Raw genomic sequence first — 25647 nt, 5'->3', positions numbered from 1 at the left:
GGCCGTTGAGCAGCATCGTGGCCTGGTCGTCCCATTCGATGCGCTGCATGTCCACGATCACGTTGGGGTGCTGGGTGGCGAACTGCCGTACCGCTGGGGTGACCGCGATGCCCGCCCGGAAGCCGACCGTCAGCCGCTGGCTGCCGCGCGCGGCCATGGTCACCCGGTGGCGGACCGCGTGCGCGGAGGCCAGCAGCGGGCCGGCGTCGGTCAGTAACTGCCGGCCGGCGTCGGTCAGCGCCACGCCGTGGCTGTCCCTTGTCAGCAGCGGGGTGCCGAGATCGTGTTCCAGGGCGCGGATCTGCCGGCTGAGCACTGGCTGGGCGATGTGCAGCTCTTCGGCGGCGCGGCCGAAGTGCAGCTTGTCGGCGACGGCGACGAAGTAGCGCACCTTGCGCAGGTCCAGATCCATGGGGCCTCCCGGTCCGGCGATGCCTTGAGGGTATCGCAACCGCTGAAAGAAGTCTTGGACACCGACTCAGGCCAATGGCACGCTTAATCGGTACCTGATGGAGCCGGAGCGAATTCGATATAAGAATGAGCCGGACCCGTCGTGTCATTTGACGGCATCGACGACACAACCGTTGACAACGGCACTCCGACCAGCCACTGAGTACGTTAAGTAAATAGTCTTGTGTATATGAGAACCGAACAGTTTTGGATACTCATCAATTCAACGGAGTGATCGTGGGAAAGCTCGATGGCAAGGTAGCGGTGATCACCGGCGGATCCACCGGCATGGCACTGGCCGGCGCCGAACTGTTCGTGAAGGAAGGAGCGTACGTCTTCATCCAGGCCCGGCGGCAGGAAGCATTGGACGACGCCGTCAAGCTGATCGGCCACAACGTCACCGCCGTCCAGGGTGACGCGGCCGAACTGGACGACCTGGACCGCTTGTACGACACCGTCAAGCGTGAAAAGGGCTCGATCGACGTGCTGTGGGCCAGTGCCGGGATGGGCGAACCCGCCGTCCTCGGCGAGATCACCGAGGAACAGTTCCACCGCGCCTTCTGGCTCAACGCGCGCGGCACCCTGTTCACCGTGCAGAAGGCGCTGCCGCTGATCAACGACCACGGCTCGATCTTCATGACCGGATCCAACGCCTCCCTCGGCGCCTTCCCTGGCTGGAGCCTCTACGCGGGAAGCAAAGCCGTCCAGCAGGCCTGGGCCCGCGTCTGGCTCAACGAACTGCGCGACCGCAAGATCCGGGTCAACGTCCTGACCCCCGGCCAGGTCGCCACCGCCAAACAGGAAGAACTGTTCGACGAGGCAACCAGGGCCGCATTCGAGTCCCTCATCCCCCGCGGAAAGATGGGCCGACCCGACGAAATCGCCACCGTCGCGCTGTTCCTCGCCTCCGACGACTCCAGTTACGTCAACGGCCTGGAACTGGTCACCGATGGGGGCACCACCGCCATCTGAACACACAACTGGCCCAGAAACGTCGTGCCGACGCTCTGCGCCTGATCCGGCACGAACGAGACAGAGCGACAACTCGGGAACAGGAAGAGAGCACACCTCATGACCAACATCACCCTCATCGGTACGGGGAACATGGCCCGTGCCATCGGCACGCTCGCGGTGGCGGGCGGCAACACCGTCGAGGTCATGGGACGCGATCAGTCCAAGGCCGATCGGCTGGCCAAGGCTCTGGGCGGCGGCGCGACGACGGGCAAGTGGGGCGCCGTCCCGGCCGGGGACATCGTCATTACGGCCCTGTTGTACGACGGTGTCGTTCCGGTCGTCGCCGAGTACGGAGACGCCCTCGCGGGCAAGGTCATCGTCGACATCAGCAACCCTTTCAACGCCACGTTCGACGGACTGGCCCACGGCGAGGAGACGTCGATCGCGCAGGAAGTCGCCAAGGTGGCCCCGGCCAGCGCCGGCGTGGTGAAGGCGTTCAACACCATCTTCCGTAATGTCCTGGAGAAGGGCCGGCCCAACGTCTTCATCGCCGGCGACAATGCGCAGGCCAAGGCGGGCGTGGCGGCATTCATCGAGAGCCTCGGGCTGCGCCCGCTGGACGTCGGCGGCCTGAAAATGGCGCACTGGCTGGAAGGAATGGGCCTGGTCACGGTGGGCCTCGCCGGCAACGGGGTCGGCCACGGGGACTTCGCCCTCGGCGTCGACGAATTTACCGGCTGAGCCCCCGGGGCACTGGCGGGAACCGGCAAGCCGCTGGTCGTAGCGGGCAGCATAGGCTCGTCCGGGAGCCTGGGCCGGCCGGCCACCGAGGAGGACCCTGGCACGCGGTCGGGGACGGGGGCATCCCGTTCCGCGAGATCGCCGAGGCCATCGGCAGCTGTGTGGGCCTGCCCGTCGTGAGCGTTCCCCAGGACGTCCTGATGGTGCCGGGATACTTCGGGTTCCTCGCGAACATCGTCACGCAGAGCTACCCGGCGTCCAACCTCATCACCCGCCGGACCCTCGGCTGGGAACCCACTCAGCCCAGCCTGCTCGCCGACCTGGACAACGGCCATTACTTCCCCGCCAGCTGATGGCAGGGACGGCGGCCGGGCTCGCTGGTGATCGTGATGGTGAGTCAGCCCGGGTCACTTCTTGCCGGGCTTCTTCGGCCGCGGGGGCTTGGCCGCCTTCCCGGGCCCGGCGGGAGCCGGCGCCGACTTTCCCTTCGATACTTGCACGGCCATCGCGCTCGGCGGTTTCCTCGCTGAGCCGGTCGGCTTTCGCTCCGCGGAGACCGGTCGTACGGTGCCCTCCGGCGAGGACGAGGACGAGGACGAGGGCGGGGACGAGGACGGCACCGGCGCACTGGTAGTCACCGCGACGGACGGGGCCGTCACCGCATCGGCTTGGCCCGGCTTCACCGGGCCGTCGTCGGCCCACCAGGCGCCACCCGCGATCAGCACCCCCGCGACCACGCCGGCGGCGATCAGCAGCGCTCGGCCGCGAAGGCGGGTCGTCACCGCGGGCAACGCCACCGTTGGTGCGGCCACGGTGCGCAGCAGGGTCGAGGACGGCAGGCCGGCGACCTCCCCGAATACCTCCGAGACCTCGATCGCACTGGGCCGGTCGGCCGGTCGCTTCGCCAGGCAGCGCGACACGAGCCGGGCAACCGCAGGTGGGAGTCCCGGAAGAGCCGGCAACGGCGCGGGTTTCGCGTACACGTTTGCCTTGACCATCTGGGTGACGGTCGATGCCTGCCACGGCATCTGCCCGGCCAGCGCGAGGTACATCAGCAGGCCGAGGGCGTACACGTCGGTCGCCGGCCGGACCGGGCCGCCCTCGATGCGCTCCGGCGCCAGATAGGCGGGCGTACCCAGCAGTTGCCCGTCGGCGCCGTCGAGCGCACCGACCGCAGCCGAGATGCCGAAGTCGAGCAGCTTCACTCCCGCGCTGGTCACCATGACGTTCGCGGGTTTGACGTCGCGGTGCACGACGCCGTCGGCGTGGGCCGCCGCGAGGGCGGCCGCGACCTGAGCGCCGACCAGCGTCGCCACCTTCCACGGGAGCGGGCCGCCGGTCAGCATGTCGGCCAGGGTCCGGCCGTCCGCCAGCTCCATCACGACGTACGACATCGTGCGGTCCGCGTCGGCGAACTCGCCGTAGTCGTAGACGGCGACGACGTTCGTGTGCCGCAGCCGCGCCGCGGCCCGTGCTTCGTCGCGGATCAATCGCCGCTGGTCAGGGTCACCGGCCAGAACGGCGGACAGCACCTTCACCGCCACCTCGCGGCCCAGCACGTCATCGTCGGCCCGCCACACGTCCGACATTCCGCCCTGACCCAGCCGCTCCCGGAGCCGGTAGCGCCCGGCGATCAGTTGTCCGATCTCCACGGGCCATCTCGTTCCCTCGTGGATCCGGGCGAAACCCTTCGGCGTCGGCGCAGTCCCGCGCAGGAGGTCAGGGCCTGCCCGCACCTGACGACTGGTTACGGCGCCGGCGAGGGCTCAGGGCTGAGCAGCTCGCGGATACTTTCCACGGTGATCGTCGGCATCAGGCGCCGGGATTGCCCGGCCACGGGCAGTTCGCGGTTGACCGCCGCGGCCATCTGCTCGGCGATCGCGATGTCCTTGGCCCACCAGGTGAACTTCATCAGCTCCAGCTCGCGCAGCGTGCGGCTGTCGGTGCCGCCCTCCTGCAGGGCGGCCCGCAGCACGGCGGGCGCCACGCCGTACGCCGCGGCCAGTCGCATTGCCTCGTCGATGGCGACGATCTCGGCCCAGTGGATCAGGTTGCTGGCTGCCTTGCCGACCTGGCCGGCGCCGACCGGGCCCAGTACGTGCCGGCCCGTCGAGATGGCGGCCAGCACCGGGGTGGACCGCTCGACCACCGCTGGGTTGCCGCCGATCAGCAGGTTGAGCGTTCCGGACTCGGCGCCCCGGATTCCGCCGGTCAGGGCTACGTCCAGGACGTCCACGCCGTGGGTGGCGGCCTTCTCGGCGAGGGCTCGGCAGGTCTCGGGACGCACGGACGCGCTGATCGCGATGATCTGACCTGGGTGGGGAGTGGTCAGGAGGCCGTCGACCACCTCGGCCACGTCCTCGTCGGTCGGCACGATGACGAAGACGAAATCGGCTTCGGCCAGGCTCGACACGAGATGGACGCCCGGGATGGCGGCGGCGTGGGGATCCAGCCCGAGGACGTCGAAACCGGCATGGCCCAGTCGCGTGGCGATCGGGCGGCCCATCGCGCCCAGACCGGCGACCCCGACGATCACGACAGCACCTTGTTCAGGCGGGGATACACCCGCCGTACGTTCTCTTCCTCGATCTGCCGCCGGACGGCGAAGGACAGGCCGGCGGCGTCGAGGTAGCGCTTGGTGTCGTCCCACGGCGCGCCGGTCGACGGGTTGTTCCCGCGGACGGCGCCCAGCATCTCGGCGGCGAACAGCAGGTTGGCCGCCGGCACGATCCGGGTCAGCAGGTCGAAGCCGGCCTGGTGGTAGACGCAGGTGTCGAAGAAGACGTTGCCCAGGACGCTCTCGGCCAGCGGCGGCTTGCCCATCCGTACCGACAAGCCCTCGAACCGGCCCCAGTGATAGGGCACGGCGCCGCCGCCGTGCGGGATCACCAAGCGCAGCGTCGGGAAGCGGCTGAACAGGTCGCCCTCGACCAGTTGCATGAAGACCGTGGTGTCGGCGTTCAGGTAGTGGCCGCCCAGCGTGTTCACCGCGGGATTGTCCGAGGACGACACGTGGATCATTGCGGGCACGTCCAGCTCGGCCATCGCCTCGTACAGGGGAAACCAGAACGGATCGGTCAGCGGCCGCGCGGTCCAGAAGCCACCGGACGGGTCGGGGTTGAGGTTGCAGCCGACGAAGCCGAGCTCCTCCACGCAGCGGCGTAGCTCGCGCACCGGCTCGACCATCGATCCGCCGGGCGTCTGTGGCAGCTGGCACACCGCCGCGAACCGGCCCGGGAACAGCGAAGCCACCCGGTGCACCAGGTCGTTGCTGACCCTCGCCCAGTCCCGGGCGATGCCGCGATCCGGGCGGTGGTGCTCCATGCCTGAGGCGCGGGGCGAGATGAGCATGATGTCCTCGCCGCGCTCGTCCATCAGGCGCAGCTGGTTGCCGGCGATGCTGTCGATGATCTCCTGATCGGAGATGAGCGGCGGCCGGGGGCGGCCGAGCGTGCGGTCGTCCATCCAGGCGAGTTGCTTTTTCCGGTACGCGGACAGCGCCGTCGGGGAGGTCGTGTAGTGGCCGTGGCAGTCGATGATCATCGGTAGGTCAGCCCCTTCGCTGCCAGGGCCGCCCGCATGTCCGACACGTCGAGGCTGAGCTCGCCGGCCGCGTACCGCTTGCGGGAGATCGCCTCCTTCTCCTCACGGGCCTGCGACGCGGCCAGCACCTGTCCGGCGTCGGCCCGCGGCACGACCACCACACCGTCGGCGTCGGCCACCACCACGTCGCCGGGGTCGACGATCTGGCCGGCGCAGACGATCGGCACGTTGACGCTGCCGAGAGTCTCCTTCACGGTTCCGGTGGCGGACACGCACGCCGACCAGACGGGAAAGCCCATCCGCTCGAGCTCGGCCACGTCCCGGCAGCCGGCGTCGATGACCAGGCCGCGTACGCCGCGGTGGGTGAGCGCGGTCGCCAGCAGCTCGCCGAAGTAGCCGGCGTCGGAGAACGAGGTCGGCGCGACCACCATGATGTCGCCGGGCCGGCACTGCTCGACCGCGACGTGCAGCATCCAGTTGTCGCCGGGCGGCACGCTCACGGTCACGGCGACGCCGGCGATGTGCGCGCCGGCCCAGATCGGCCGGATGCGCGGCTTGAGCAGGCCGGTGCGTCCCTGTGCTTCGTGCACGGTCGCCACGCCGTACGCGGCCAGCGCGTCGACGATCGGCGCGGGCGTCCGCGGCGGGTTCTGCACGACGACGTGCGCCATCAGAGATCCCGCCACGGCAGCAGCGAGACATGGATGACGCCTTCGCCGATCTCGCCGCCGACCGCCCGGATCGCGGTGTCCACGTCGGACAGCCCGTACGCGTGGGTGGCCAGCTCGTCGAGGGGGAAGCGGTGCGAGGCGAGCTGGGCCAGCGCGAGCTCGCAGGAGCGGAAGCTGTGCCCGCGGGCGCTCTTGATGGTGATCGCCTTCTCGGTGAGCTTCTTGACCGGGAAGTCGGGAAACGCCGCCAGCTCGCCCTGGATCAGCAGCGTGCCCTCGCGGCGCTTGAGCACGTCGATGCCGAGCAGGACCGGCGCGGTGCCGGCGCCCGCGGTGCAGTCCAGCACCACGTCGAAGCCCTTGCCGCCGGTGATGTTGCGCAACTGCTCGCGCGGGTCGCCGGCGGTCACGTCGACGACATGGTCGGCGCCGAGCGCGAGGGCGAGGTCGAGCCGGGCCTTGTCGCGGGCCGTGCCGGTGATCACGATCAGCGAGGCGCCGGCCTGCTTGCACGCCACCACCTGGGACAGGCCCTGCTGACCGGGGCCCTGGATCAGCACCGTGGAGTCGTAGCCGACGCCGCCGTCGACCAGGGCCCACTCGATGCCGTTGGAGAGCGGGGTGACGATGCCGCCGAGCTCGGCGGTGACCGTGCCGGGGACGCGATGCAGCACGGCGTTCCACGGCAGGTACATGTACTGGGCGAAGCCGCCCCAGAGCCGGCCCGGCTTGTCGGACGAGGTGTAGCCGTAGCGCCGGGCATCGGGGTTCGTGCGCCAGTCGGTGTTCTCGCAATGGCGGTACTGCCCGATCCGGCACCACTCGCACTTGTAGCAGCCGACGTAGTGCTCGACGAAGACGCGGTCGCCGTCCTCGACGCCGTGGCGTTCGCGGAACGTGGGCCCCGAGCGCTCGATGATGCCGATGTTCTCGTGGCCCATGATGACCGGATCGGCAAAGGGCGGCTTCGCGTACATCTTCACGTCGGTGCCGCAGATGCCGGCCACCTCGACCCGCAGCAGCGCTCCGTCGCCGGGCACGTCGGGCATCGGGAACTCGCGTATCTCGGTGGTGCCCGGCGCGACGCGTACGGCCGCCAGAGCCTTTTCCGCCATCGGGGAACTCCTGAAGGTCGGTGACTAATGGTCTAACCATTTGGTACCCTAACAGCATGGCGGCGGAGAAGCGACTGACGGCGGTGAGCCGGCCCTCGGGCCTCAACCGGGCTCTGCTCGACGGCACGGTGCGACCGGCCGGGTACGAGTTGGACTGGCAGGACGTCCCGGTGCTCGTGCAGGCGTTCCGGCGGATGGTGCGCGGCAACGAGTTCGACGTGTGCGAGATGGCGGCCACCACCTATCTGGCCGCCAAGGCGTACCGGAAACCGTTCACCGCGCTGCCGGTGTTCCTGGCGCGCGGCTTCCACCACGGCGCGATCCTGCGCGCGGCCGGGGGTCCGATCGAGCACCCCAAGCAGCTGGAGGGCCGCCGGGTCGGCGTGAACCGCGGCTACACGGTGACCACCGGGGTCTGGGCGCGGGCGGTGCTGCAGGAGGAGTACGGCGTCGACCTGTCCCGGATCACCTGGGTGCCCTCCGGCGACGAGCACGTGGCCGAGTTCGAGCCGCCGCCGAACGTGGCGCCGGCGCCGCCGGGGTCGTCGCTGCCGGAGATGGTGGCGTCCGGCGACCTGGCCGCGGTGGTCGGGGTGACCGCCGCCGACGGCCTGGTCCCGCTGATCGAGGATCCGGAGGCGGCCGCCCTGGCCTCGTTCCGGCGCACCGGCCTCCTCCCGATCAACCACCTGGTGGTCGTGCGCGACGAGCTGCTGGCCGCCGATCCCGCCCTCGCGCCCGCCCTGTTCCATGCGTTCGCCGAGGCGAAGAAAATCAACGGCGACGACACCCCCGCGTACGGGATAGAGCCCAACCGCCACGTGCTGACCACACTGATCCGGCACGCCCTCGACCAGCGGATCCTCGCCGCCCCGCCGGTGCTGGAGGAGCTGTTCGCCTCCGGCACCTGGGACCTGGTGGGCTGACATGCGGATCGCGATCGCTGCCGACCACAACGGCGTGGCCCTCAAGGCCCGCCTGATCGCCCACCTGACCGCGCTCGGCCACGACCTCGACGACCGTGGCAGCCACGGCGACGAACAGGTCGACTACCCGGCGCTGTGCGTGGACGTGGGCCACCTGGTGGCCGGCGGCGCGGCCGACCGCGGCATCATCGTCGGCGGCAGCGGCCAGGGCGAGCACATCGCCTGCAACAAGATCCACGGAATCCGCGCCGGCCTGGCCTTCGACCGCTTCACCACCGAGATCTCCCGGCTGAACAACGACAGCAACATGCTGATCCTCGGCGCGAAGGTCCTCGCCGACGACGTGGCGATCGACCTCGCCGACCTGTGGCTGACCACCGGCTTCCGCGGCGGCATTCACCAGCGCCGGGTCGACGCGGTGATGGCGATCGAGAAGGACGAGATCACCCGGGTCAGTGGGCGTTGAGGAACTCCAGCACCCGGGCCGGCGCGGTCGACTCCTGATCGGCCACCGGCATGTCCCAGTAATCGGCGGCCGGGAGGCATTCCTGCAGGTAGCGGGCCGCCGACGGGGCATGCGAGGCGTCCTGCCCCGGGACGATCAGCGCCGGCACGTCGAGGGCCATCAGGTCCTCGGGCTCGGCGCCGGGAACCGTGTCGCGGTCGTAGAGGACCCGGGCGGTCGCGGCCAGCAGCAGCTCGTAGCGGGCCGGGTCGAGCTTCGCGAAGGACTCCGCGAACGCCGGGTCGGTGCGGATCACCGTCACCCACGGGCCGACCCGCGGGTCCTTGGTGAAGCTCGCGTCGCTCGACCGGGCCAGCTCCACCACCGCGTCCAGACCGGCCGAGCGCACGTACGCGGCATGGGTCGCGAAGCGAGCGTGCTGGGTGATCCGGTAGCGCGGGCCGCCCGCGGGGGAGTAGAGCACCAGGCCCCGGGCCAGCGACGGGTGCGCCCGCGCGAGGGCGAGGACCGAGGAGCAGCCCACGCAACCGCCCATCAGGAAGGCGGACGAGAACCCCAAGTGCGACAGCAGGCCGGCGCCCTGGTCGACGTACGAGGACCAGGACAGCCGCTCGACCCGGCCGCCCGAGAGCCCGGACTCCCGCCGGTCGAACGTGATGCACGTGTAGGACGCGGCCAGCCGGGCCAGGATGCCGGTCCTGCGGTAGATGCCGAGCGTCTCCCAGTTCTCCAGGCGGGAGTCGAAGCCGCCGGGGGAGTACATCAGGATCGGCGGGCCGTCGCCGGTCACCGCGTACCGGGTGGTGATCCCGTCAATGACCGTCCTCGGCAACGCGGATCCCTCCTCTGATCTGCTTCCCGGCGCGCACATCCGACGCGTACGCCGAGAGCGCCTCCAGTGCGGTCCGCGCGACCTGCGCGTACGTGTCAAGGGGTTGATCTATCCCGGAGGCCGCGTAACCGATCGCCGCGTGGGCCAGCCGCACCCGCCCGTCCAGCCAGGGCCCGCCGCCGAAGCCGCCCAGCACCGGGATCGACACCGCGTCCACGACGAGCGGACCGGCGACCGGGCCCGAGTTGGTGAAGTCGATCATCGAGGCGCCGGCCGATTCGAGGCGCTTGGCCTCGGCCACCAGCGAGGAGGCCAGCGTCGAGGGAACCTCCGCGCCGGGAGCGGACAGCGACGCGTAGTCGACGCCGTGCCGCAACGCGAGCTGCGGGGTGACGCCCATCTGCGCGAACACCGGCACGCCGGCCCGCCGGACGGCCTCCACCCCGTCGAGGTGGTCCGCGGCCCCGTCCAGCTTCACCAGGTCGGCCCCGGTCTCCTTCACGATGCGGACGGCGGCGCCGACGGCGGCCCGCGGTCCCTGCTGCAGTGGGCCGTACGGGAAGTCGCAGCAGACCAGCGTGCCGGACGAGCCGCGCCGGACCGCCGCCGCCACCACGATCATCTCGTCGAGCGTGACCTGGAAGGGGTTGCTGTGCCCCCACAGGTTGACGCCCACCGAGTCGCCGACGACCAGGAGGTCGGCGCTCGCGCGGACGGCCACCCGGGCCATCTGAAAGTCCCAGGCCACGACACCGACGATCTTCGAACCGGTGCCCTTGCGATCGAGCAGCGCGGGCAGCGTCGGGGGCGTCATGCGCCCACCTCGGACAGGATCTCGACGATGTCCTGCCGGTCCTCGGTCACCAGCAGCACCCGGGCGTGCGGCCGCAGCGCCGCGACCGCCTCGGTGGTCTGGTAGCCCAGCCCGAGCACGATCCCGGCGGTGGTGATGCCCCGGTGGGCGCAGGCGTGCCCGATCGCCGAGGCGGCCGCGGCGCCGTCGTCGGCCGTCGCGATCATCATGGCGAAATCGGCGTCCCGGAGCTCGTCGTCCAGCCGGCCGAGATCGACCGAGGGGATGAACCGGGTGTCGTGCCACGGCAGGCGGACCAGATCCGCGACCACCGTTCCGGCGCCGGGGTCGAGGGCGAAGACCCGGCTCGTGCGTACGCGGGCCGGGGGTTTGTCGATCCGGAAGGCCGCCTCGCGGGCGGTGGCCGCCCATGCGCAGCTGTTGAGGAGCGTGGGAGGAGAGGTCATCGGCTCACACCGTGGTCTGACGGACGCCGGGGGTGGCGGTCAGCGCGTCCTTGCAGGCGTCGAGGAACGACGCGTCCTGCGGCAGCACCGTGGCGACCGACCGCACGCGCTGATGGGCGGTGTCGACGCCGGGCGGGACGACGCCCTTCTCGCGCAGCTCGACGGCGGCGGCGACCAGCTTGCGCCGGGCCTTGATGATGCCGCTGTCCGCGGAGACCAGGCGCTCCTTGGAGCGGTCGACGATCGGGCCCATGCTCTCCTGCAGCGAGGCGTCCTGCATCGCGATGCCCCTGATGCCGGAGAACGTCTCGCCGCGGCGCTGGGCGGCCCGATCCATCAGGTAGTCGTTGTCCTTGTTCTGCAGTGGCCGATAGGTGCCGCCCGGCTCGTACTCGTTGTGCACGCCGTGACCGGCCTTCATCGCCCGCAGCTCGGCGTCGGTGAGCGCCCGCACCGGCAGGTAGTCGAAGGTGTAGACCCAGCAGTTCTCGTCGTCGATCGGCACCCAGAAGTGGCCGTGGACGGGATGGTCGGCGCGCGGCGGGACCATCGTGAACGCGGGCATCACCCAGGGCGTGATCCGCCAGTAGTAGTGGCCCTCCTCGGCGTTGCGCCGGACCCCGACGAACAGGCCGCCCTCGGAGTCGACGACCTCGAAGAACGGGCGCATGTCGTTGAGGTTGTACTCGTTGCCCTTGGAGCCCTTGAACAGCGGGTCGGTCTTGAGCCCGGCGCTGTGCAGCCAGGAGACGTGGCTGGAGTCGATGCCGCCCTCCAGGGCCTGCAGCCAGTTGCTCTCCTGCCAGCGCTTGGACGTGTACGTCTGCTCGGGCGCGACGGTGCAGAACTCGTACTCGGGAAGATCTGGCCGTGTTGCCGGGTCGCCCATGTGCGTCCAGAGGATGTCGCCCACCTTGACCAGCGGGTACGAGGTGAGCTTGACCTTCCGGCAGAACGTGCTGTTGTCGGGCTCGGAGGGCACCTCGACGCACTGACCGGTCACGTCGTACTTCCAGCCGTGGTACGCGCAGCGCAGCCCCGGGCTTTCCCCCTCGGCGAGCTCGTTGTTGCCGAACCAGAGCGAGGCGCCCCGGTGCGCGCAGAACTCGTCGATCAGCCCGTAGTTGCCGGCGCTGTCGCGCACGGCGATCAGGCGCTCGGAGAGCAGCTTGACCCGCACCGGCGGGCCGCCCGGCTCGGGGAGCTCCTCGGCCAGCAGCGCCGGAATCCAGTACTGCCGGAAGAGGTCGCCCATCTCGGTCCCGGGACCGGTCCGGGTCAGCAGCTCGTTGATTTCCTGCTTGAGCATCAAGATCCGCCTTTCGCGACGCCGGATGGCTGCGAGGCAAACTGTAATACCATTTGGCCTCTGAATCGAGAGGGGAGGCTTGATGGGCGTACCCGCGGTCCTGAAGCACCGCGATTTCGATCTCTACTGGTTCGGCGTGGTGTTCTCCCAGATCGGCACGCGGGGGACCGTGGCCGCGAACCTCTACCAGGTGTACGAGCTGAGCCGCTCCACCGCGATCACCGGCCTGGTCGGTCTCGCCCAGGCCGTCTCGCTGGTCGTGCTCAGCCCGCTCGGCGGCGCGTACGCGGACCGCCTCGACCGCCGCCGGCTGCTGCAGGCCACCCAGCTGCTGGCGCTGGTGGTCGCGATCGTGCTGACGGTGCTCACCGAGACCGGCCGGGCGACCACCGCCGAGGTGCTGGTCTGCGTGCTGCTGACCACCGCGGCCGGCACGTTCGACCAGCCGGCCCGCCAGGCGCTGATCCCGGCCATGGTTCCGCGCTCCGAGCTTCCCCAGGCGTTCGCGCTGCTCAACCCGTCCCGCGAGCTGGCCGTGCTGACCGGTCCGGCGCTGGCCGGGCTGTTCATCGCGATCCACGGGCCGGGCCTGATGTACCTGGCCGACGCGGCCACGTACGCGGTGCTGGTGGTCGTTCTCGGGGTTCTGCGGGTGCCGCGGCTGGTGCCGGGCAAGCACCTGCCGGTGCTGCACAGCATCGCCGAGGGCGGCCGGTTCGTGGCGCGGCGGCCGACCATCTGGATGATGATGAGCCTCGATCTGTCGGCCACCCTGTTCGGCGCCTACCGGGTGGTGCTGCCGGCGCTCACGATCACCGTGCTGCACGCCGGGCCGACCGCGTACGGGCTGCTCTCCAGCGCACCCAGCGCGGGCGCGCTGCTCGCCACCGGGCCGGTCGTGCACCTGGTCGGCCGGCCGGGCCGCACCGGGCGGATTCTGCTGATCGGCTCGGCCGGGTACGGGCTGGCCACGCTCCTGCTCGCCCAGTCCCGGACGCTTCTGCTCGCGCTGGCGGCCGGGCTGCTGGTCGGGGCGTTCGACGCGCTCGCCACCACGATCCGGCAGGCCGCCGTGCAGCTGGAGACACCGGACCCGATGCGGGGCCGGGTCACCTCGATCTACCAGATGGCCTCCCGCGGCGGACCGGCGCTCGGCGACACCATCATCGGGGCGGTCGCGGCCGGCCTCGGACCGGTCGCCGCGCTGTCGCTGGGGTCGCTCGTGCCCATCGCCTACGCGGGTCTGCTCGGGGCCCGCAGTCCCCGGCTGCGGGATTACACCTCGGCCGATCCAGCGGACGCGGCTGTCACGGGCCCGTAACTTGCCATTGACAAATGGTCCTACCTTCGGTCCATACTCCAGGAGCTGCGGCGTGATCCAAGACACCCTCATTGCCGGCATCGCTTGAGTCTCTGCGCCACAGCGGCATCTTTCCCTCGAAGGGTTCACGCAGATGAGAGCTCGCGGAGAACGTCACTTCCGATTACTCACGATCATGTCCGCCTCCCTCGTTCTGGCCCTGGCCGCCTGCGGCGGTTCCGGCGGCAGCCCTACCCAGGCCGCCGGCAAGGACCAGAGCCTCGACTCGCTCTCCACCGCCGACCTGGCCGCCGCGGCCGCCAAGGAAGGCACGCTCACCTGGTACACCACCTTCGCCGACGACGACGTCCAGCCCATCGTCGCCGCGTTCAACAAGAAGTACCCGGACGTCCAGGTCAAGCCGCTGCGGCTGTCGGCCGACAAGATCCCGCCCCGGGTGATCACCGAGCAGCGCGGCAAGCAGTACACCGCCGACATCGTCTCGGGCGACTCACCCCAGGTGGCCCAGCTGCTGCAGGCCGGCGCCCTGCAGCCGTACACGCCCAAGGACCAGTCCGCGCTGCCGTCCGGCCTCGCGCTGCCCGAGGGCTACGAGGGGATCGTGTACGTGGTGACCACCGTCATCGCGTACAACCCCGACATCGTGAAGTCCAAGGGCCTGCCGGCGCCGACCGGCTGGGAGGACCTGACCAAGCCGGCCTGGAAGGGCCAGTTCTCGATCGACCCGGGGGCGGTCAACTGGTACGACAGCCTGGTCAACGGGATGGGCCACGACCAGGCGCTGGACCTGCTCAAGCGGCTCGGCGCCAACAAGCCCGTGTTCGTCGAGAGCCACACCCAGGCGCTCACCCAGGTGCAGGCGGGCGAGCCGGCCGGCGCGGCGACCGCGTACGGATACAAGGCCTCCAGCCTCAAGAAGAAGAACGCCAAGACCGTCGAGTTCGTCAACGACGCCCAGCTGCCGTCCTCGCTGACGCTGATCGACGTGGTGAAGAACGCGCCGCACCCGGCGGCCGCCCGGCTCTTCGAGGACTGGATGGTCTCGCAGGAGGGCCAGCAGGCGGTCGTCGACATCACCAACCACACCTCGATCCGCGCCGACGTCAAGAACGACACCGCGGTCTGGGACCCGGCCAAGTGGAAGCCCGCCTGGGGCGAGCCGAACCTGCCGGCGAAGACGTACAACGACGAGCTCAACGAGATGAAGACGGCGCTCCAGGCGCCGTGAACCGGTCCAGCGGCGGTGGGGTATCCCAGCACCGGACGGCCCGCCGCCGCCCGATCCGACCAAAGGGACGCGATCCATGTCGTTGCTCGCGGAACAGCCGACCACCGCACCGCCACCGCCCGAGCCGCCGGCGCCGTACCGGCGGGGATGGCGTGAGCGTCTCGACCCCCGGTACATCACGCTCGCGGTGGCGGCGATCGCCGTCGCCTATCTGGCGCTGGTGCCGGTCGGCACGATGCTCTACGCCAGCTTCCAGTCCGACTTCCTCGGCACCACGCCGAGCACCTGGACGCTGCACAACTATGTGAGCACGTTCTCGGCGCCCGGCATCGGCAGCCTGATCCTCAATTCGTTCGTGTACGCGGCGGCCACCGCGATCGTCTCCACGGTCCTCGGGTTCGGGCTCGCCTGGCTGGTCGTCCGGACCAACACGCCGGCCAAGGGCTTCGCCCGGATCGCCGCGCTCGTCCCGCTGATCCTGCCCGGCATCCTCAACACGGTCGCGTGGAGCCTGCTGCTCTCCCCGCAGCGCGGCCAGGCCAATCTGGCGCTGCACGCGCTGCACCTGCCCCAGTTCAACGTCTACACGCTGGGCGGGATGGTCTTCGTGCAGTCGATGCACGTCGTCCCGGTCGCCTACCTGATGGGCACCGCGTCGTTCACCTCGATGGACTCCTCGCTCGAGGAGGCGGCGCTGGCCTCCGGCTGCTCCCCGGCCCGGACCTTCCGCACCATCACGCTGCGGATCGCCCGCCCGGCGATCCTGTCGGCGGCGCTGCTGATGTTCGTGCAGACCATCTCGACGTTCGAGGTGCCGCAGCTGATCGGCGTCCCGGCCCGGCACTACGTGTTCGTCAGCCGGATCTACTCGGCGCTGCAACAGTTCCCGGCCGACTACGGCACGGTCGGCGTGCTCGGCATCTTCGTGCTGGTGGTGGCGTGCGCCGGGCTGATCCTGTCGCAGAAGGTGGGCCGCGACGGCGCCGTGCAGACCATCACCGGCAAGGGCTTCCGGGCCCGCCCGCAGGACCTCGGCGGCTGGCGCTGGGCAGGGTTCGCCGGCTTCGTCGTCTTCTTCGTGGTCGCGGTGGCGCTGCCGCTGCTCATGTTGCTGTGGGCGTCCTTCCTCCCCACGTACGAGTCACCGTCGGTCGACGCCCTGCACCACCTCAGCCTCACCAACTACTCCCAGGTGCTGCACCGGCCCGGTATCACCGACGCGTTGCGCAACAGCCTGGTCACGGCGTTCGCGTCCGGGCTGATAGTCACCGCCCTGGCCGCGGTCGTCGCCTACCTGACGATCAAGACCCGGATCCGCGGACGCGGGCTGCTGGACGGCCTCGCGACCGTCCCGATCGCGGTGCCCAGCGTCGTGATGGGCGTCGGCATCCTGTACTGGTACCTGGCCGCGCCGCTGCCGTTCCACCTCTACGGCACGCTCACCATCCTCGTCGTCGCCTTCGTGACGATCACCCTCCCGTACGCCATGCGCTACCTCGTCCCCGGCATGGCACAGATCAAGGACGAGCTGGAGGAGGCGGCCACCGCCAGCGGGGCGAACTGGCCGCAGGCGTTCCGCCGGATCTTCATCCCGCTGCTCATGCCGTCGCTGCTGTCCGCGTTCGTCTACACGATGATCGTGGCGTTCCGGGAGATCTCCGCGGCGATCTTCCTCTACACCTCCGACACCGAGGTGGTCTCGGTGCAGGTCTACGACCTGTACTCGTCCGGCAACTACCCGGTGGTTGCCGCACTGGGCGTGCTCATCGTGGTGTTCCTCAGCGCGCTCGCGCTGGTCGTACGGCTGATCAGCCGCCGGTTCGGCATCAAGAACGGAAGTTGACCTCATGATTAAGTTGACCGGGCTCACCAAGCGCTACCCCGGGCGGGCGGTCGCCGCGAACGCCGTCGACGGCATCGACCTCGAGGTCGGCGAGGGCACGCTGACCACGCTGCTCGGCCCCAGCGGCTGCGGCAAGACCACCACCCTGCGACTGATCGCCGGCCTGGAACGGGCCGACGCCGGCACCATCGAGATCGGTGGCCAGGTCGTCTCCGATCCGGCCCGCGGCATCTACGTGGGCGCGCACCGGCGGCCGATCGGGATCGTCTTCCAGTCGTACGCGATCTGGCCGCACATGACCGTCATCGAGAACGTGATGTTCCCGCTGCGGGTCAGCCGCCCCCGCCCGCGCAGGGCCGAGGCCAAGCGCAAGGCCCTCGAAGCCCTCGACCAGGTCGGGCTGGCCGACTTCGCCGACCGCCCGGCGCCCGCCCTCTCCGGCGGCCAGCAGCAGCGGGTCGCCCTGGCCCGCGCGCTCATCCGCGAGCCCAAGGTGCTGCTGCTCGACGAGCCGCTCAGCAACCTGGACAAGGGCTTGCGCGGGCGGATGCGCGACGAGATCCGGGCCGTGCAGCAGCGGCTCGGCATAACCACCGTGTTCGTCACCCACGATCAGGACGAGGCGCTCGCGGTCTCGGACGACGTCGTGGTGATGAACGGCGGCCACATCGTCGAGCGCGGCATCCCGCACGCCATCTACACCTACCCCCGCGACATGTTCACGGCCACGTTTCTCGGCGTCTCCAACAGCCTCACCGGGATCGTCGAGTCGGTCGGCCCGGACGGCGCCACCGTCTCGTTCGGCAAGCGCTCGATGCTGTGCCGGCAGTGCGAGACGGTCGAGGCCGGCCAGGAGGTCAGCGTCTTCATGCGGCCGGAGAGCTTCCGGCTGTCCCGCCGCCAGCACAGCGACGAGGCGTGGACCGGCACCATCGAGTTCTCGATCTACCACGGCGACTGCTGGGACTACCACGTACGCCTCGGCGCCGACCTGCTCAAGGTCCGCGTCTACCGGGAGAAGGTCGGCCTCGAACACGGCGACCTGGTCTTCCTCGAGCCCGACCCGGACAGCGCGATCGTCATGCCCGCGGCGACCGGCCTGGCCGCCGGCCCCGCGGAAGTCAAAGCCACCCGATAGGGAGTCCGTCTTGTCCACACCCGCGCTCCAGGCACCCGGGGTCCCCGCGCCCCTCGACGGTTTCGACTTTCCCGCCCCCCGATTTCCCCGTTACCTGCTGCAGGACCGCACCGACGACATCGAGGAACTGATGCCGCTGGCGCGGGCGCACGTCCGGCGCCGTTACGGCCGCTCCGCGCTCGGCGACGTACGGCCGGGGGACGAGCTACTGATCGTCACCTTCCCGCACCAGCACGAACTGGTCTTCCAGGCCCTGCGGCGGGCGCTGCTCGAGCTGGGCGTGGCCAAGGTCGACCGGATCGACGTGACCGACCTGGGCATGGAGGTCCGCGAATACAGCGCCGCCGACGGCTGGCGGGAGATCACCGACCGGCTGCCGCCGATGATCGAGGAGGGCGTCGAGTTCAACGTCGCGGCGGCGGCGCTCAAGAAGTTCCTCGACGACCGGCCGGGCTTCACCGGGGTGTACGCGGGGGAGGCCGGGCGGTCGCACTGGAAGCGGGCGGCCGGCAAACGGATCCGCAACAACTGGGTCTACTCCACGTACGAGGACTTCATCTCCCGGGCCAACGGTGTGCCGGACGAGATCTGGCGCACCGTGGACCTGATGGTGGTCGATGCGTTCCGCAATGCGTCCGAGGTTCGGATCACCAGTCCCGAGGGCACGGACATCGGCTGGAAGGTCACGCCCGAGCAGGCCGAGCTGTGGCCAAAAGGCGCATACATCTCCGGACATATCCTTGGATCGACGATTCAGGGCATCAGGTTCGGCCACCCCGCCGCGACGTTCCTGCGGGAAGCCAGAACCCTGATGCCGACCCTCAACGGCGTGATCGGCGGAACCAGCAACCACACCGGGTACTACCCGCACATCTCCATCACCATCGAGGGCGGCATGATCTCCGGCATCGAGGGCGGCGGTCGCTACGGCGATCTCTGGCGGGAGGTCGTGGACCGGTACCGGGACGTGCAGTACCCGGGGTTCCCCTACAAGGGGTGGGCGTACTTCAACGACGCGTCGATCGGCACCAACCCCAAGAGCTACCGGCAGATCGAGACGCTCTGGAAGTACAACGACTCCTGGACCAACCTGCCCGAGCGGGCCCAGGCCGGTGTCATCCACTTCGGGTTCGGCGCCGAGCACTGGGACCAGACATTCCTCGACTACGCCAAGCGCAACAAGCTGCCGACCATGCACTTCCCGCACGTGCACAACCTGTTCGCGACCTACCGGATCAAGCGGCGGGACACCGGGGAGTGGTTCACGCTGATCGACAAGGGACGGATCGCCGCGCTCGACCACCCCCGGGTCGTCCGGCTGGCCAGCAGTCTCGGCGGCACCGAGCACCTCGAGTACGACTGGATCCCGGCCCTGCCCGGCATCAACTTCCCCGGCGACTACCGGCGGGACTACGCGGCCGATCCGGTGTCCTGGATCGCCCGCGAGCAACGGGGGGAGTTCGCCGATGTCCGGCACGCTTCTTGAGGCGCCGTTCTATCTGCCGACGGGCGACGAGGTCTCGCTGTTCCGGGCCGCGTACGAGGAACGCATCCCCGTCCTGCTCAAGGGACCCACCGGCTGCGGCAAGACCCGGTTCGTGGAGCACATGGCCTGGCAGCTCACCCACGACCTGGTGACCGTCACCTGCCACGACGACATGACCGCGGCCGACCTCGTCGGGCGCTACCTGCTGAACACCGACGGGACGACGTGGCTGGACGGGCCGCTCACCCAGGCCGTACGGTCCGGGGCGATCTGCTACCTCGACGAGGTCGTGGAGGCGCGCAAGGACACCACGGTCGTCCTGCACTCGCTGACCGACCACCGGCGCACGCTCCCGATCGAGCGCCTCGGCGCCTCGCTCACCGCCCACCCGGACTTCCTGCTGGTCGTCTCCTACAACCCCGGGTACCAGGCCACCGCCAAGGACCTCAAGCCCAGCACCCGGCAGCGGTTCATGGCCATCGAGTTCGGTTATCCGGACGCCGGCCTGGAGGCGGCCATCATCGAGCACGAGTCCGGTGTCGAAGCGGCGACCGCGGAATCGCTGGCCTTCCTGGGGGATCGGCTGCGCAACCTCGACGAGGCCGACCTGATCGAGGGGCCCAGCACCCGGCTGCTGGTGTACGTGGGCGCGCTGATCCGCAAGGGTGTGCCGCCGCTGCGGGCCTGCGACGTCGCCCTGGTGCAGGCGATCAGCGACGACGCGGAGATCCAGGAGGCGGTACGGCGGGTCGCCCGGGCCGTCTTCGCATGAGGCCGGCCTTCGAGGCGGACCAGCTGCCGCTGACCCTGTACTTCCGGGCGTTGTCACGGCGGGGCTGCGAGCTTTCCGCGTACGCCGACGACGCCGACCTCTGGCAACACCCCGACACCCAGACGACGGTACGGCTGCCGCTCACCGCCCCGCCGGTCGACGGCTTCTACGACGTGGCGCTCACCCATCGGGCGCTGCACCACGCGCTCGGCACGTTCACGCCCGACCTCGACGCCCCCGAGCCGCTGTTCCGTCGCCTGCGCCTCTTTTCCGGGAACAGCCGGCCCGCGCTGGAACAGTTCAGCGGGTGGTTCGGGCGGGCGGCGCTGGCGGTCGAGTGCTACGCGCTCGCCGAGGATCTGCGGATCGACGCGGCGGCTATGCGGCGTTTCCCCGGTCTCGCGCCCGCTTTCCGCGGGGTGCAGCGCCAGGCGCTGCAGGACCGGCCGGACCTCACGCTGCTGCCTCCGCGCGCGGCCGTTGCCGAGGCTCTCGTACGGTTCTCGCTCGGCGCCACCTCGGTCATGGCGCCCGGGGAGCTGCGTACGCCGTTGGCGCGCGCCGTCTCCGTGGCCCGCCTGCTGGCGTCGCCCGCGGCCACCGCGGAGTCGTCGGCCGAGGCGGCGATCCGGCTCTACCAGGTCCTCGCGGCGCTGCCCAACGTCGGCGTGCGGCGCAGCGTACGGCCGCTGGCCTTCGCCCGCCTGGACGAGGACGTCGACGACGCCTGGTTCCGGCTGGGGGAGAAGGAGATCCGGCTGGAGGGCGACGAGAAGTTCGACGTCCGCTTCCACCCGGTGCGCTACCGGGACGTGCCCGGCCCCCGCTACGCCGGTCAGCAGGCGTCCGGGATGCCGTTGCAGGAGGCGATCCTGCGGATGACCCCCGACGACGCCTTGTCCGCCGATTCGTCGGACGAGGACACCGACGGCCTGGTCGAGCGGTCGCTGCAGGCCGAGCGGGGCGGCGTCGACGTGACCGCCACCGATCGTCCGGACACCCCGCCCGAGCCGCTGCCGCACGACCACGGCCCGGACCTCGACGACCATCACGACCACGCCCACGGCCACCTGCACGCCCACGGGCGGGACGAGTTCGTGTACCCGGAATGGGACTCGGTCGCCGGACGATACCTGGCCGACTGGACGCTGGTCCGGTCCCGGCGCCCGCGCAGCGAGTCGAAGCCCAAGCCGGAGCGCAGCCACCGCGGCGCCCTGGCCCGGCACGGTCACCTCCTGCCGAACCTGGTCGGTCAGCTGTCCCGCGTCCGTCCGGCCGGCCGCGACTTCGTCCGGCGCAGCCGGCACGGCGACGACCTGGACCTGGACGCGTGCATCGAGGCGCTGATCGACCTGAGTACCGGCGCCGAGCCCAGCGACCGCACGTTCGTCAGCGTTCAGGAGCGCCGCCGGGACGTGGCGGTGGCGTTCGCGATCGACCTGAGCTCGTCGACGGCCGAGCGGCTGCCCGGGACCACCCCGGTGAAACGGATCCTCGACCTGCAGCGGGACGCGGTCAGCCTGTTGCTGGAGGCGCTGGACCAGGTGGGGGACACGTACGGCATCTTCGGGTTCTCCAGCGGCGGGCGCGACGACGTGCGCGTCTGCGTCGTCAAGGACCTGGACGAACGCCGTACGCCCGCGATGCTGCACCGCCTGGCCGGCCTGGTCCCCGATCACACCACACGGATGGGCCCGCCCATCCGCCATCTGACCGCGCGGCTGCGCCGCCACGACGCCGCCACGAAGATCCTGCTGATCATCTCGGACGGCCGTCCCTACGACCTCGACTACGGCCAGCAGTACGGCGACGACCAGGTTCTCGGGTACGCGGTGGGCGACACGGCCCGGGCGCTGGCCGAGGCCCGCGACGCCGGCGTGCGGCCCTACCTGATCACGGTGGACCCGGCCGGCGCCGACTACCTGGGCACGATGTGCAGCCCCCGGGAGTACCACGTCATCGCCGACGCCATGGGACTCCCGGAGGCGCTGGCCTCGCTCTACCTGGTGGCCCGCAACGCGGCGTGACTCTCCTCGTACTCGGGCGCGTTCTCGAGGTAGTGGACCGTGTCGTAGCCCAGGTACTTGAAGATGCGGTTCTGCACGGACAGCAGGTGCAGCGGGGTGCCGTCGGCCGCGAAGTGCTGCACGATCGTGTTCTGGGGGACGTAGAGCGTGTCGCCCTCCCGGATCTCGTGCCGGGTCGGCTCCTTCGCGATGCGCGCGTAGTAGCGCTCGGCGATCTCGGCCTCCACCTCCCAGTGCAGGGAGTACCCCTCGCCCTCGAGGACGTAGACCACCTCGTCCGCCATCTTCCAGTACTTGCCGGACCGGCCGGCCGCCGGAATCTTCTGCTCCTGCACGTCGACCGAGAACTGGCGGTGGTCGGTCTGCTCCTTGCTGTTCATCACCCGGATGTGGCCCATCGGGGTGGTCTCCCACTGCCCGTCCTCGGCCCTGACGACCTTCTTGCGGTCCAGCACGCCCGGCGTCCAGATGCGGGTCCAGTCCTCGCGCTCGCCGAACTTCTCCGGGTTGTCGATCGGGCCCGAGCGACCCTGCTGGATCAGGCCCATGAACATCCACGTCGACTTGGCCTTCATCACCAGGCAGACGGCCCGCTCGTCGTACGGGTTGAAGTGGCGGTGCACCGAGTCCGTGTGCACGAAGACCAGGTCGCCCTTCTTCCAGTCGTACCGCTGATCGTCGTGGATCTCGTAGCCGCGCCCCTCGAGGATGTAGAACGCCGCCTCGTTCTGGTGGCCGTGCCCCCGGTTCGAGCTCTCCGGGGGCAGCTCGACGAAGTGGATCTGCACGGTCTGGGTGAGGAACGGGTCGTCGCCCGGGCCGATCCGCCACCAGGTCCGGGACTTGGCCGAGTCGCCGGAGTGCGCCGCGCTGTCGCCGGTGTCGACCACGACCGAGTCGTCGCGCACCCGCTCGGCGTCGAGCTGCTCGCGGCGGAAGTGGTTGAGGCCGTACGTCTCGGAGTTCAGGCCCCGTACAAATACGCGTCCCTTGGCCATGCTCGTGGCTCGCTTCCTTCTGCTTGTGCGTCGGACCACAGTATAGGACCATTGGTCTAACCATTCTAGGTATCAGGAGGCCTTGGTGGGCAACGTTCACCTCAGCATCGCGACCACGGATTACGACCACTTCCGCGACTTCCGGCTGGGCACGGTCACCGCACAGGGAATCGACCACACCTGGTCGGTTCTCGGGCACCACGAGGTCTTCGCCCGATTCACCGCGCATCGCGAATGGGACGTCGCCGAGCTGTCGATCGCCAAGTTCGCGGCCCAGGTCACCCGGGACGATCCGGACATCGTCGGCCTGCCGGTGATCTGCTCGCGGCTGTTCCGGTTCGGGGCTTTCTATGTGAACAGGCGCAGCGGCATCACGTCGGTCGAGGACCTGCGCGGCAAACGCGTCGGGTCGCCGGAGTGGGCGCATTCGGCCGCCGTCTACATGCGGGGCTGGCTGCACAACGACGTCGGCGTGAAGCTCGACGAGATCGAGTGGTACCAGGCCGGCGCGAACTCGCCGGGCCGGCAGGAGAAGGTCGAGCTCTCGCTGCCCGCCGGCGTCCGGCTCGTCCGGGTCCCCGATCGTTCCCTGTCCGACCTGCTCGCGGCCGGCGACATCGACTGCGCGATCATCGCCCGTCCGCCGGACTGCTTCCTGCGGGGTCACCCCGACGTCGTCCGGCTCCATCCCGATTTCCAGCCGATGGAGGCCGACTACTACGCCCGGACCCACGTCTGGCCGGTCATGCACCTGATGGCGATGCGCCGGGCGGTCCTCGACGAGAACCCGTGGGTCGCGCGCAACCTCTACAACGCGTTCCTGGAATCGAAGAACCGCAGCGTGGAGCGGCTGCTGGACCCGGCGGTCTCGCGCTATCCGTTGCCCTGGCTGGCCACGTACGGGCGGCAGGTCACCGACCAGTTCGGCGGCGATCCCTTCCCGTACGGCATCGAGCCCAACCGGGCCACGTTCGAGCAGTTGCTGACCTATGCGCATCAGCAGGGCATCGCCCACCGCCTCGCCACCCCCGACGAGATCTTCCCGGACGGGATCATGACCAAGGTCGTGGTCTGACCCGGAAGCGCCCGGCGGAGTCCCCTCCCGCCGGGCGCTCGTTCCGCGGATCTCAGCGCTTCACGTTGTGCCCACGGCCCTGCTCGACGGCCTCGGCGAGGAGCCTCCGGGCGTCCTCCGGGTCGAGCTGGACGGCGTGCCGCTCGATGTTGTGCAGCCGCAGCGTGCGCAGCAGCCCGGTGTCCTGGATCGCCAGGTAGCGTGCGGTGTCGTCGGGGTCGAGGTTGAAGTGCTGGTGCCAGGCCCAGCGCGGCGGCGCGAACAGGGTGCCCTCCTGCCATTCGACCGCCTCGATCGGCTCGTCGTCGTAGTTGATCAGCGAGAAGCCGTGCCCCTTGACCACGTACAGGTACGCCTCGGTGGTGTGACGGTGCCGTACGGAGTTGCGGCCCGGCATCAGCTCGGAGATGTGGGCGCCGAGCACCTCGTAGTCGGCCAGGTCGAAGTAGTGCCCGCGGTTCTTGCGCCACGGCCGGGCCGGCAGCTCCATCTTCCGCAGGTCGTCCTCGACGACCAGGCCCTTGGTCGGCGGGTGTTGCCGGTTGAACTCGTCGCGGGCGGCGATCTCCGAGGAGTCCAGGTTCTTCTTCTCGCTGGAGATCACGCCCTTGGGGTACTCGTCGCGCATCCGGTGAGCCTCCTCGGCGGTGGGGCGGGTCGGGTTAATGGTTAGTCCATTGGCAAGTCAATCCGCCGCGGGCAGCCGTGTCAACAGGTGCCGCCACATCGTCTCGACGTTGAACCCGCCGCCGAGATCGGGCAGCCCGGCCAGGTCGTCGTCGCCGATCGCGCGCGGGGTCCCGCCGGCCTGCCGGACCGCGAGCGTGACCCGCGCGAGGGTGTCGAGCGCGAACGCCTGGAGCACGGCGGTCCGGACCGCGGCGACCGGGTCGTCGCCCCCGGCCGCGCTGACCACCCCGTGCCCGCGCAGCACCACGACCGGCCGGTCGCCCATCGCCTCGGCCATGGCCCCGGCCAGCTCATCGGTGGTGACGAGGGCGGAACGGCTCCACACCGGGATGCCGCCGGCCGCCATCCGGGCGCCGGGAATGTCGTACGCGCCGTACACCGGGAGCAGAGGTTCGTCGAGCAGTGAGTGGGTCACGACCGCGGGTGGGTGTGCGTGCGCGACCGCGGTCACCTCCGGCCGCCGGCGGAGCACGCCGGTGTGAATGGGCAGCTCGTTGGGGGGCGTCCAGCCATCGAGGTCGCCGGCCGGGCCCTGGATCGGGACCAGCTTGATGTCCTCGGGCCGGGTGCGGGACAGGCCCGCCTCTCGCGGCCCGCGGCACCGTACGAGAAGATGGTGGTCCCCGGCCCGGGCGCTGATATGACCCAGCACGTGTTCGACCAGGCCGCCGGCCGCCATGACCCGGCAGGCGGTCGCGATCGCTTCCGTCAACGCGGCTGTGATCCGGTCATCCGTCATGTCTGACATGATGGGGCCATTGGTGGACTGGTGGTCATACCTTTAATCGTTAAGATTCAAGTA

Annotated in this window: 26 protein-coding genes; 13 read left to right on the top strand and 13 right to left on the bottom strand. The window is 70.1% G+C overall.

Features of this window, described 5'->3' with window-relative positions; genetic code table 11:
• Nucleotides 1-412: LysR family transcriptional regulator (locus ACIA5D_RS31670; protein WP_396034008.1), on the bottom strand; the 412-nt coding region annotated here is incomplete at its 3' end.
• A gap of 275 nt (nt 413-687) precedes the next feature.
• On the opposite strand from ACIA5D_RS31670, the gene ACIA5D_RS31665 reads away from it, so the two are divergent.
• The 3 genes from ACIA5D_RS31665 to ACIA5D_RS31655 all read left to right on the top strand — a co-directional run bounded on the left by ACIA5D_RS31665 (nt 688) and on the right by ACIA5D_RS31655 (nt 2498).
• Nucleotides 688-1422 (top strand): SDR family NAD(P)-dependent oxidoreductase, encoded by a 735-nt coding sequence (locus ACIA5D_RS31665; protein ID WP_396034007.1) that lies wholly within the window; start codon nt 688-690, stop codon nt 1420-1422.
• 99 nt (nt 1423-1521) lie between these two features.
• Nucleotides 1522-2145 carry an NADPH-dependent F420 reductase gene (locus ACIA5D_RS31660; RefSeq protein WP_396034006.1) on the top strand — a complete coding sequence of 208 codons (624 nt, stop codon included), beginning with the start codon at nt 1522-1524 and terminating at the stop codon, nt 2143-2145.
• 176 nt (nt 2146-2321) lie between these two features.
• Nucleotides 2322-2498, top strand: a complete 177-nt coding sequence (locus ACIA5D_RS31655) for a hypothetical protein (RefSeq protein WP_396034005.1) — start codon at nt 2322-2324, stop codon at nt 2496-2498.
• Between the two features lie 54 nt (nt 2499-2552).
• Here the strand turns inward: ACIA5D_RS31655 and ACIA5D_RS31650 are convergent, their stop codons facing one another.
• The 5 genes from ACIA5D_RS31650 to ACIA5D_RS31630 form a co-directional block, all read right to left on the bottom strand.
• Nucleotides 2553-3797, bottom strand: coding sequence for a serine/threonine-protein kinase (locus tag ACIA5D_RS31650; protein ID WP_396034004.1), 1245 nt, complete (start codon nt 3795-3797; stop codon nt 2553-2555).
• Nucleotides 3798-3892: 95 nt separating this feature from the next.
• A complete protein-coding gene (locus ACIA5D_RS31645; RefSeq protein WP_396034003.1) occupies nt 3893-4681 on the bottom strand; it encodes an NAD(P)-dependent oxidoreductase in 789 nt (262 codons plus the stop codon).
• Nucleotides 4678-5688: an amidohydrolase family protein gene (locus ACIA5D_RS31640; protein WP_396034002.1), complete on the bottom strand. Its 1011-nt coding sequence runs from the start codon at nt 5686-5688 to the stop codon at nt 4678-4680. The genes ACIA5D_RS31645 and ACIA5D_RS31640 overlap by 4 nt, the downstream gene beginning before the upstream one ends.
• Nucleotides 5685-6359, bottom strand: a complete 675-nt coding sequence (locus ACIA5D_RS31635) for a 4-carboxy-4-hydroxy-2-oxoadipate aldolase/oxaloacetate decarboxylase (RefSeq protein WP_396034001.1) — start codon at nt 6357-6359, stop codon at nt 5685-5687. The genes ACIA5D_RS31640 and ACIA5D_RS31635 overlap by 4 nt, the downstream gene beginning before the upstream one ends.
• Nucleotides 6359-7474, bottom strand: a complete 1116-nt coding sequence (locus tag ACIA5D_RS31630) for a zinc-binding dehydrogenase (protein ID WP_396034000.1) — start codon at nt 7472-7474, stop codon at nt 6359-6361. Before ACIA5D_RS31630 ends, ACIA5D_RS31635 begins: the two co-directional genes overlap by 1 nt.
• A gap of 56 nt (nt 7475-7530) precedes the next feature.
• Here ACIA5D_RS31630 and ACIA5D_RS31625 point away from each other — a divergent pair, with 56 nt between their 5' ends.
• Nucleotides 7531-8400 carry an ABC transporter substrate-binding protein gene (locus ACIA5D_RS31625; protein ID WP_396033999.1) on the top strand — a complete coding sequence of 290 codons (870 nt, stop codon included), beginning with the start codon at nt 7531-7533 and terminating at the stop codon, nt 8398-8400.
• Between the two features lies 1 nt (nt 8401).
• A complete protein-coding gene (locus ACIA5D_RS31620; protein WP_396033998.1) occupies nt 8402-8866 on the top strand; it encodes an RpiB/LacA/LacB family sugar-phosphate isomerase in 465 nt (154 codons plus the stop codon).
• Here the strand turns inward: ACIA5D_RS31620 and ACIA5D_RS31615 are convergent.
• From ACIA5D_RS31615 to ACIA5D_RS31600, 4 genes are read right to left on the bottom strand one after another with little or no spacing between them, the layout of a single operon-like run.
• Nucleotides 8853-9698: an alpha/beta fold hydrolase gene (locus ACIA5D_RS31615; protein ID WP_396033997.1), complete on the bottom strand. Its 846-nt coding sequence runs from the start codon at nt 9696-9698 to the stop codon at nt 8853-8855. The two genes, ACIA5D_RS31620 and ACIA5D_RS31615, sit on opposite strands and share 14 nt — an antisense overlap.
• Nucleotides 9679-10512: a 3-methyl-2-oxobutanoate hydroxymethyltransferase gene (locus ACIA5D_RS31610; RefSeq protein WP_396033996.1), complete on the bottom strand. Its 834-nt coding sequence runs from the start codon at nt 10510-10512 to the stop codon at nt 9679-9681. The genes ACIA5D_RS31615 and ACIA5D_RS31610 overlap by 20 nt, the downstream gene beginning before the upstream one ends.
• Nucleotides 10509-10958 (bottom strand): hypothetical protein, encoded by a 450-nt coding sequence (locus ACIA5D_RS31605; RefSeq protein WP_396033995.1) that lies wholly within the window; start codon nt 10956-10958, stop codon nt 10509-10511. The genes ACIA5D_RS31610 and ACIA5D_RS31605 overlap by 4 nt, the downstream gene beginning before the upstream one ends.
• A gap of 4 nt (nt 10959-10962) precedes the next feature.
• Entirely contained in the window at nt 10963-12267 is a 1305-nt protein-coding gene (locus ACIA5D_RS31600) for a Rieske 2Fe-2S domain-containing protein (protein WP_396033994.1), read from the bottom strand.
• An 82-nt stretch (nt 12268-12349) separates the two neighbouring features.
• Between ACIA5D_RS31600 and ACIA5D_RS31595 the strand changes: the two genes are divergently transcribed.
• From ACIA5D_RS31595 to ACIA5D_RS31565, 7 genes are all read left to right on the top strand, one after another.
• The gene (locus ACIA5D_RS31595; protein ID WP_396033993.1) at nt 12350-13588 is read left to right on the top strand and encodes an MFS transporter; all 1239 of its coding nucleotides are present in this window, start codon (nt 12350-12352) and stop codon (nt 13586-13588) included.
• Between the two features lie 175 nt (nt 13589-13763).
• On the top strand, nt 13764-14816 hold the full coding sequence (locus ACIA5D_RS31590; protein ID WP_396033992.1) for an ABC transporter substrate-binding protein: 1053 nt from the start codon (nt 13764-13766) through the stop codon (nt 14814-14816).
• Between the two features lie 76 nt (nt 14817-14892).
• A complete protein-coding gene (locus tag ACIA5D_RS31585; protein WP_396033991.1) occupies nt 14893-16659 on the top strand; it encodes an ABC transporter permease in 1767 nt (588 codons plus the stop codon).
• Between the two features lie 4 nt (nt 16660-16663).
• The gene (locus ACIA5D_RS31580) at nt 16664-17797 is read left to right on the top strand and encodes an ABC transporter ATP-binding protein (RefSeq protein WP_396033990.1); all 1134 of its coding nucleotides are present in this window, start codon (nt 16664-16666) and stop codon (nt 17795-17797) included.
• Nucleotides 17798-17807: 10 nt separating this feature from the next.
• The gene (locus ACIA5D_RS31575) at nt 17808-19283 is read left to right on the top strand and encodes a hypothetical protein (RefSeq protein WP_396033989.1); all 1476 of its coding nucleotides are present in this window, start codon (nt 17808-17810) and stop codon (nt 19281-19283) included.
• On the top strand, nt 19264-20055 hold the full coding sequence (locus tag ACIA5D_RS31570) for a CbbQ/NirQ/NorQ/GpvN family protein (RefSeq protein ID WP_396033988.1): 792 nt from the start codon (nt 19264-19266) through the stop codon (nt 20053-20055). The genes ACIA5D_RS31575 and ACIA5D_RS31570 overlap by 20 nt, the downstream gene beginning before the upstream one ends.
• A complete protein-coding gene (locus ACIA5D_RS31565) occupies nt 20052-22082 on the top strand; it encodes a nitric oxide reductase activation protein NorD (RefSeq protein ID WP_396033987.1) in 2031 nt (676 codons plus the stop codon). The genes ACIA5D_RS31570 and ACIA5D_RS31565 overlap by 4 nt, the downstream gene beginning before the upstream one ends.
• Here the strand turns inward: ACIA5D_RS31565 and ACIA5D_RS31560 are convergent.
• Nucleotides 22055-23080 (bottom strand): cupin domain-containing protein, encoded by a 1026-nt coding sequence (locus ACIA5D_RS31560; RefSeq protein ID WP_396033986.1) that lies wholly within the window; start codon nt 23078-23080, stop codon nt 22055-22057. The two genes, ACIA5D_RS31565 and ACIA5D_RS31560, sit on opposite strands and share 28 nt — an antisense overlap.
• Before the next feature lie 85 nt (nt 23081-23165).
• Here ACIA5D_RS31560 and ACIA5D_RS31555 point away from each other — a divergent pair, with 85 nt between their 5' ends.
• Complete coding sequence (locus tag ACIA5D_RS31555) at nt 23166-24155, top strand: ABC transporter substrate-binding protein (RefSeq protein WP_396033985.1); 990 nt, start codon at nt 23166-23168, stop codon at nt 24153-24155.
• A 52-nt stretch (nt 24156-24207) separates the two neighbouring features.
• Here the strand turns inward: ACIA5D_RS31555 and ACIA5D_RS31550 are convergent, their stop codons facing one another.
• Entirely contained in the window at nt 24208-24783 is a 576-nt protein-coding gene (locus ACIA5D_RS31550; protein WP_396033984.1) for a cupin domain-containing protein, read from the bottom strand.
• A gap of 57 nt (nt 24784-24840) precedes the next feature.
• Nucleotides 24841-25584, bottom strand: coding sequence for a class II aldolase/adducin family protein (locus ACIA5D_RS31545; RefSeq protein WP_396033983.1), 744 nt, complete (start codon nt 25582-25584; stop codon nt 24841-24843).
• Nucleotides 25585-25647 lie beyond the last annotated feature (63 nt).

This window comes from Actinoplanes sp. NPDC051513, assembly GCF_044454685.1.
GTDB lineage: Bacteria > Actinomycetota > Actinomycetes > Mycobacteriales > Micromonosporaceae > Actinoplanes.
This window is presented reverse-complemented; position numbering and strand designations above follow the sequence as displayed.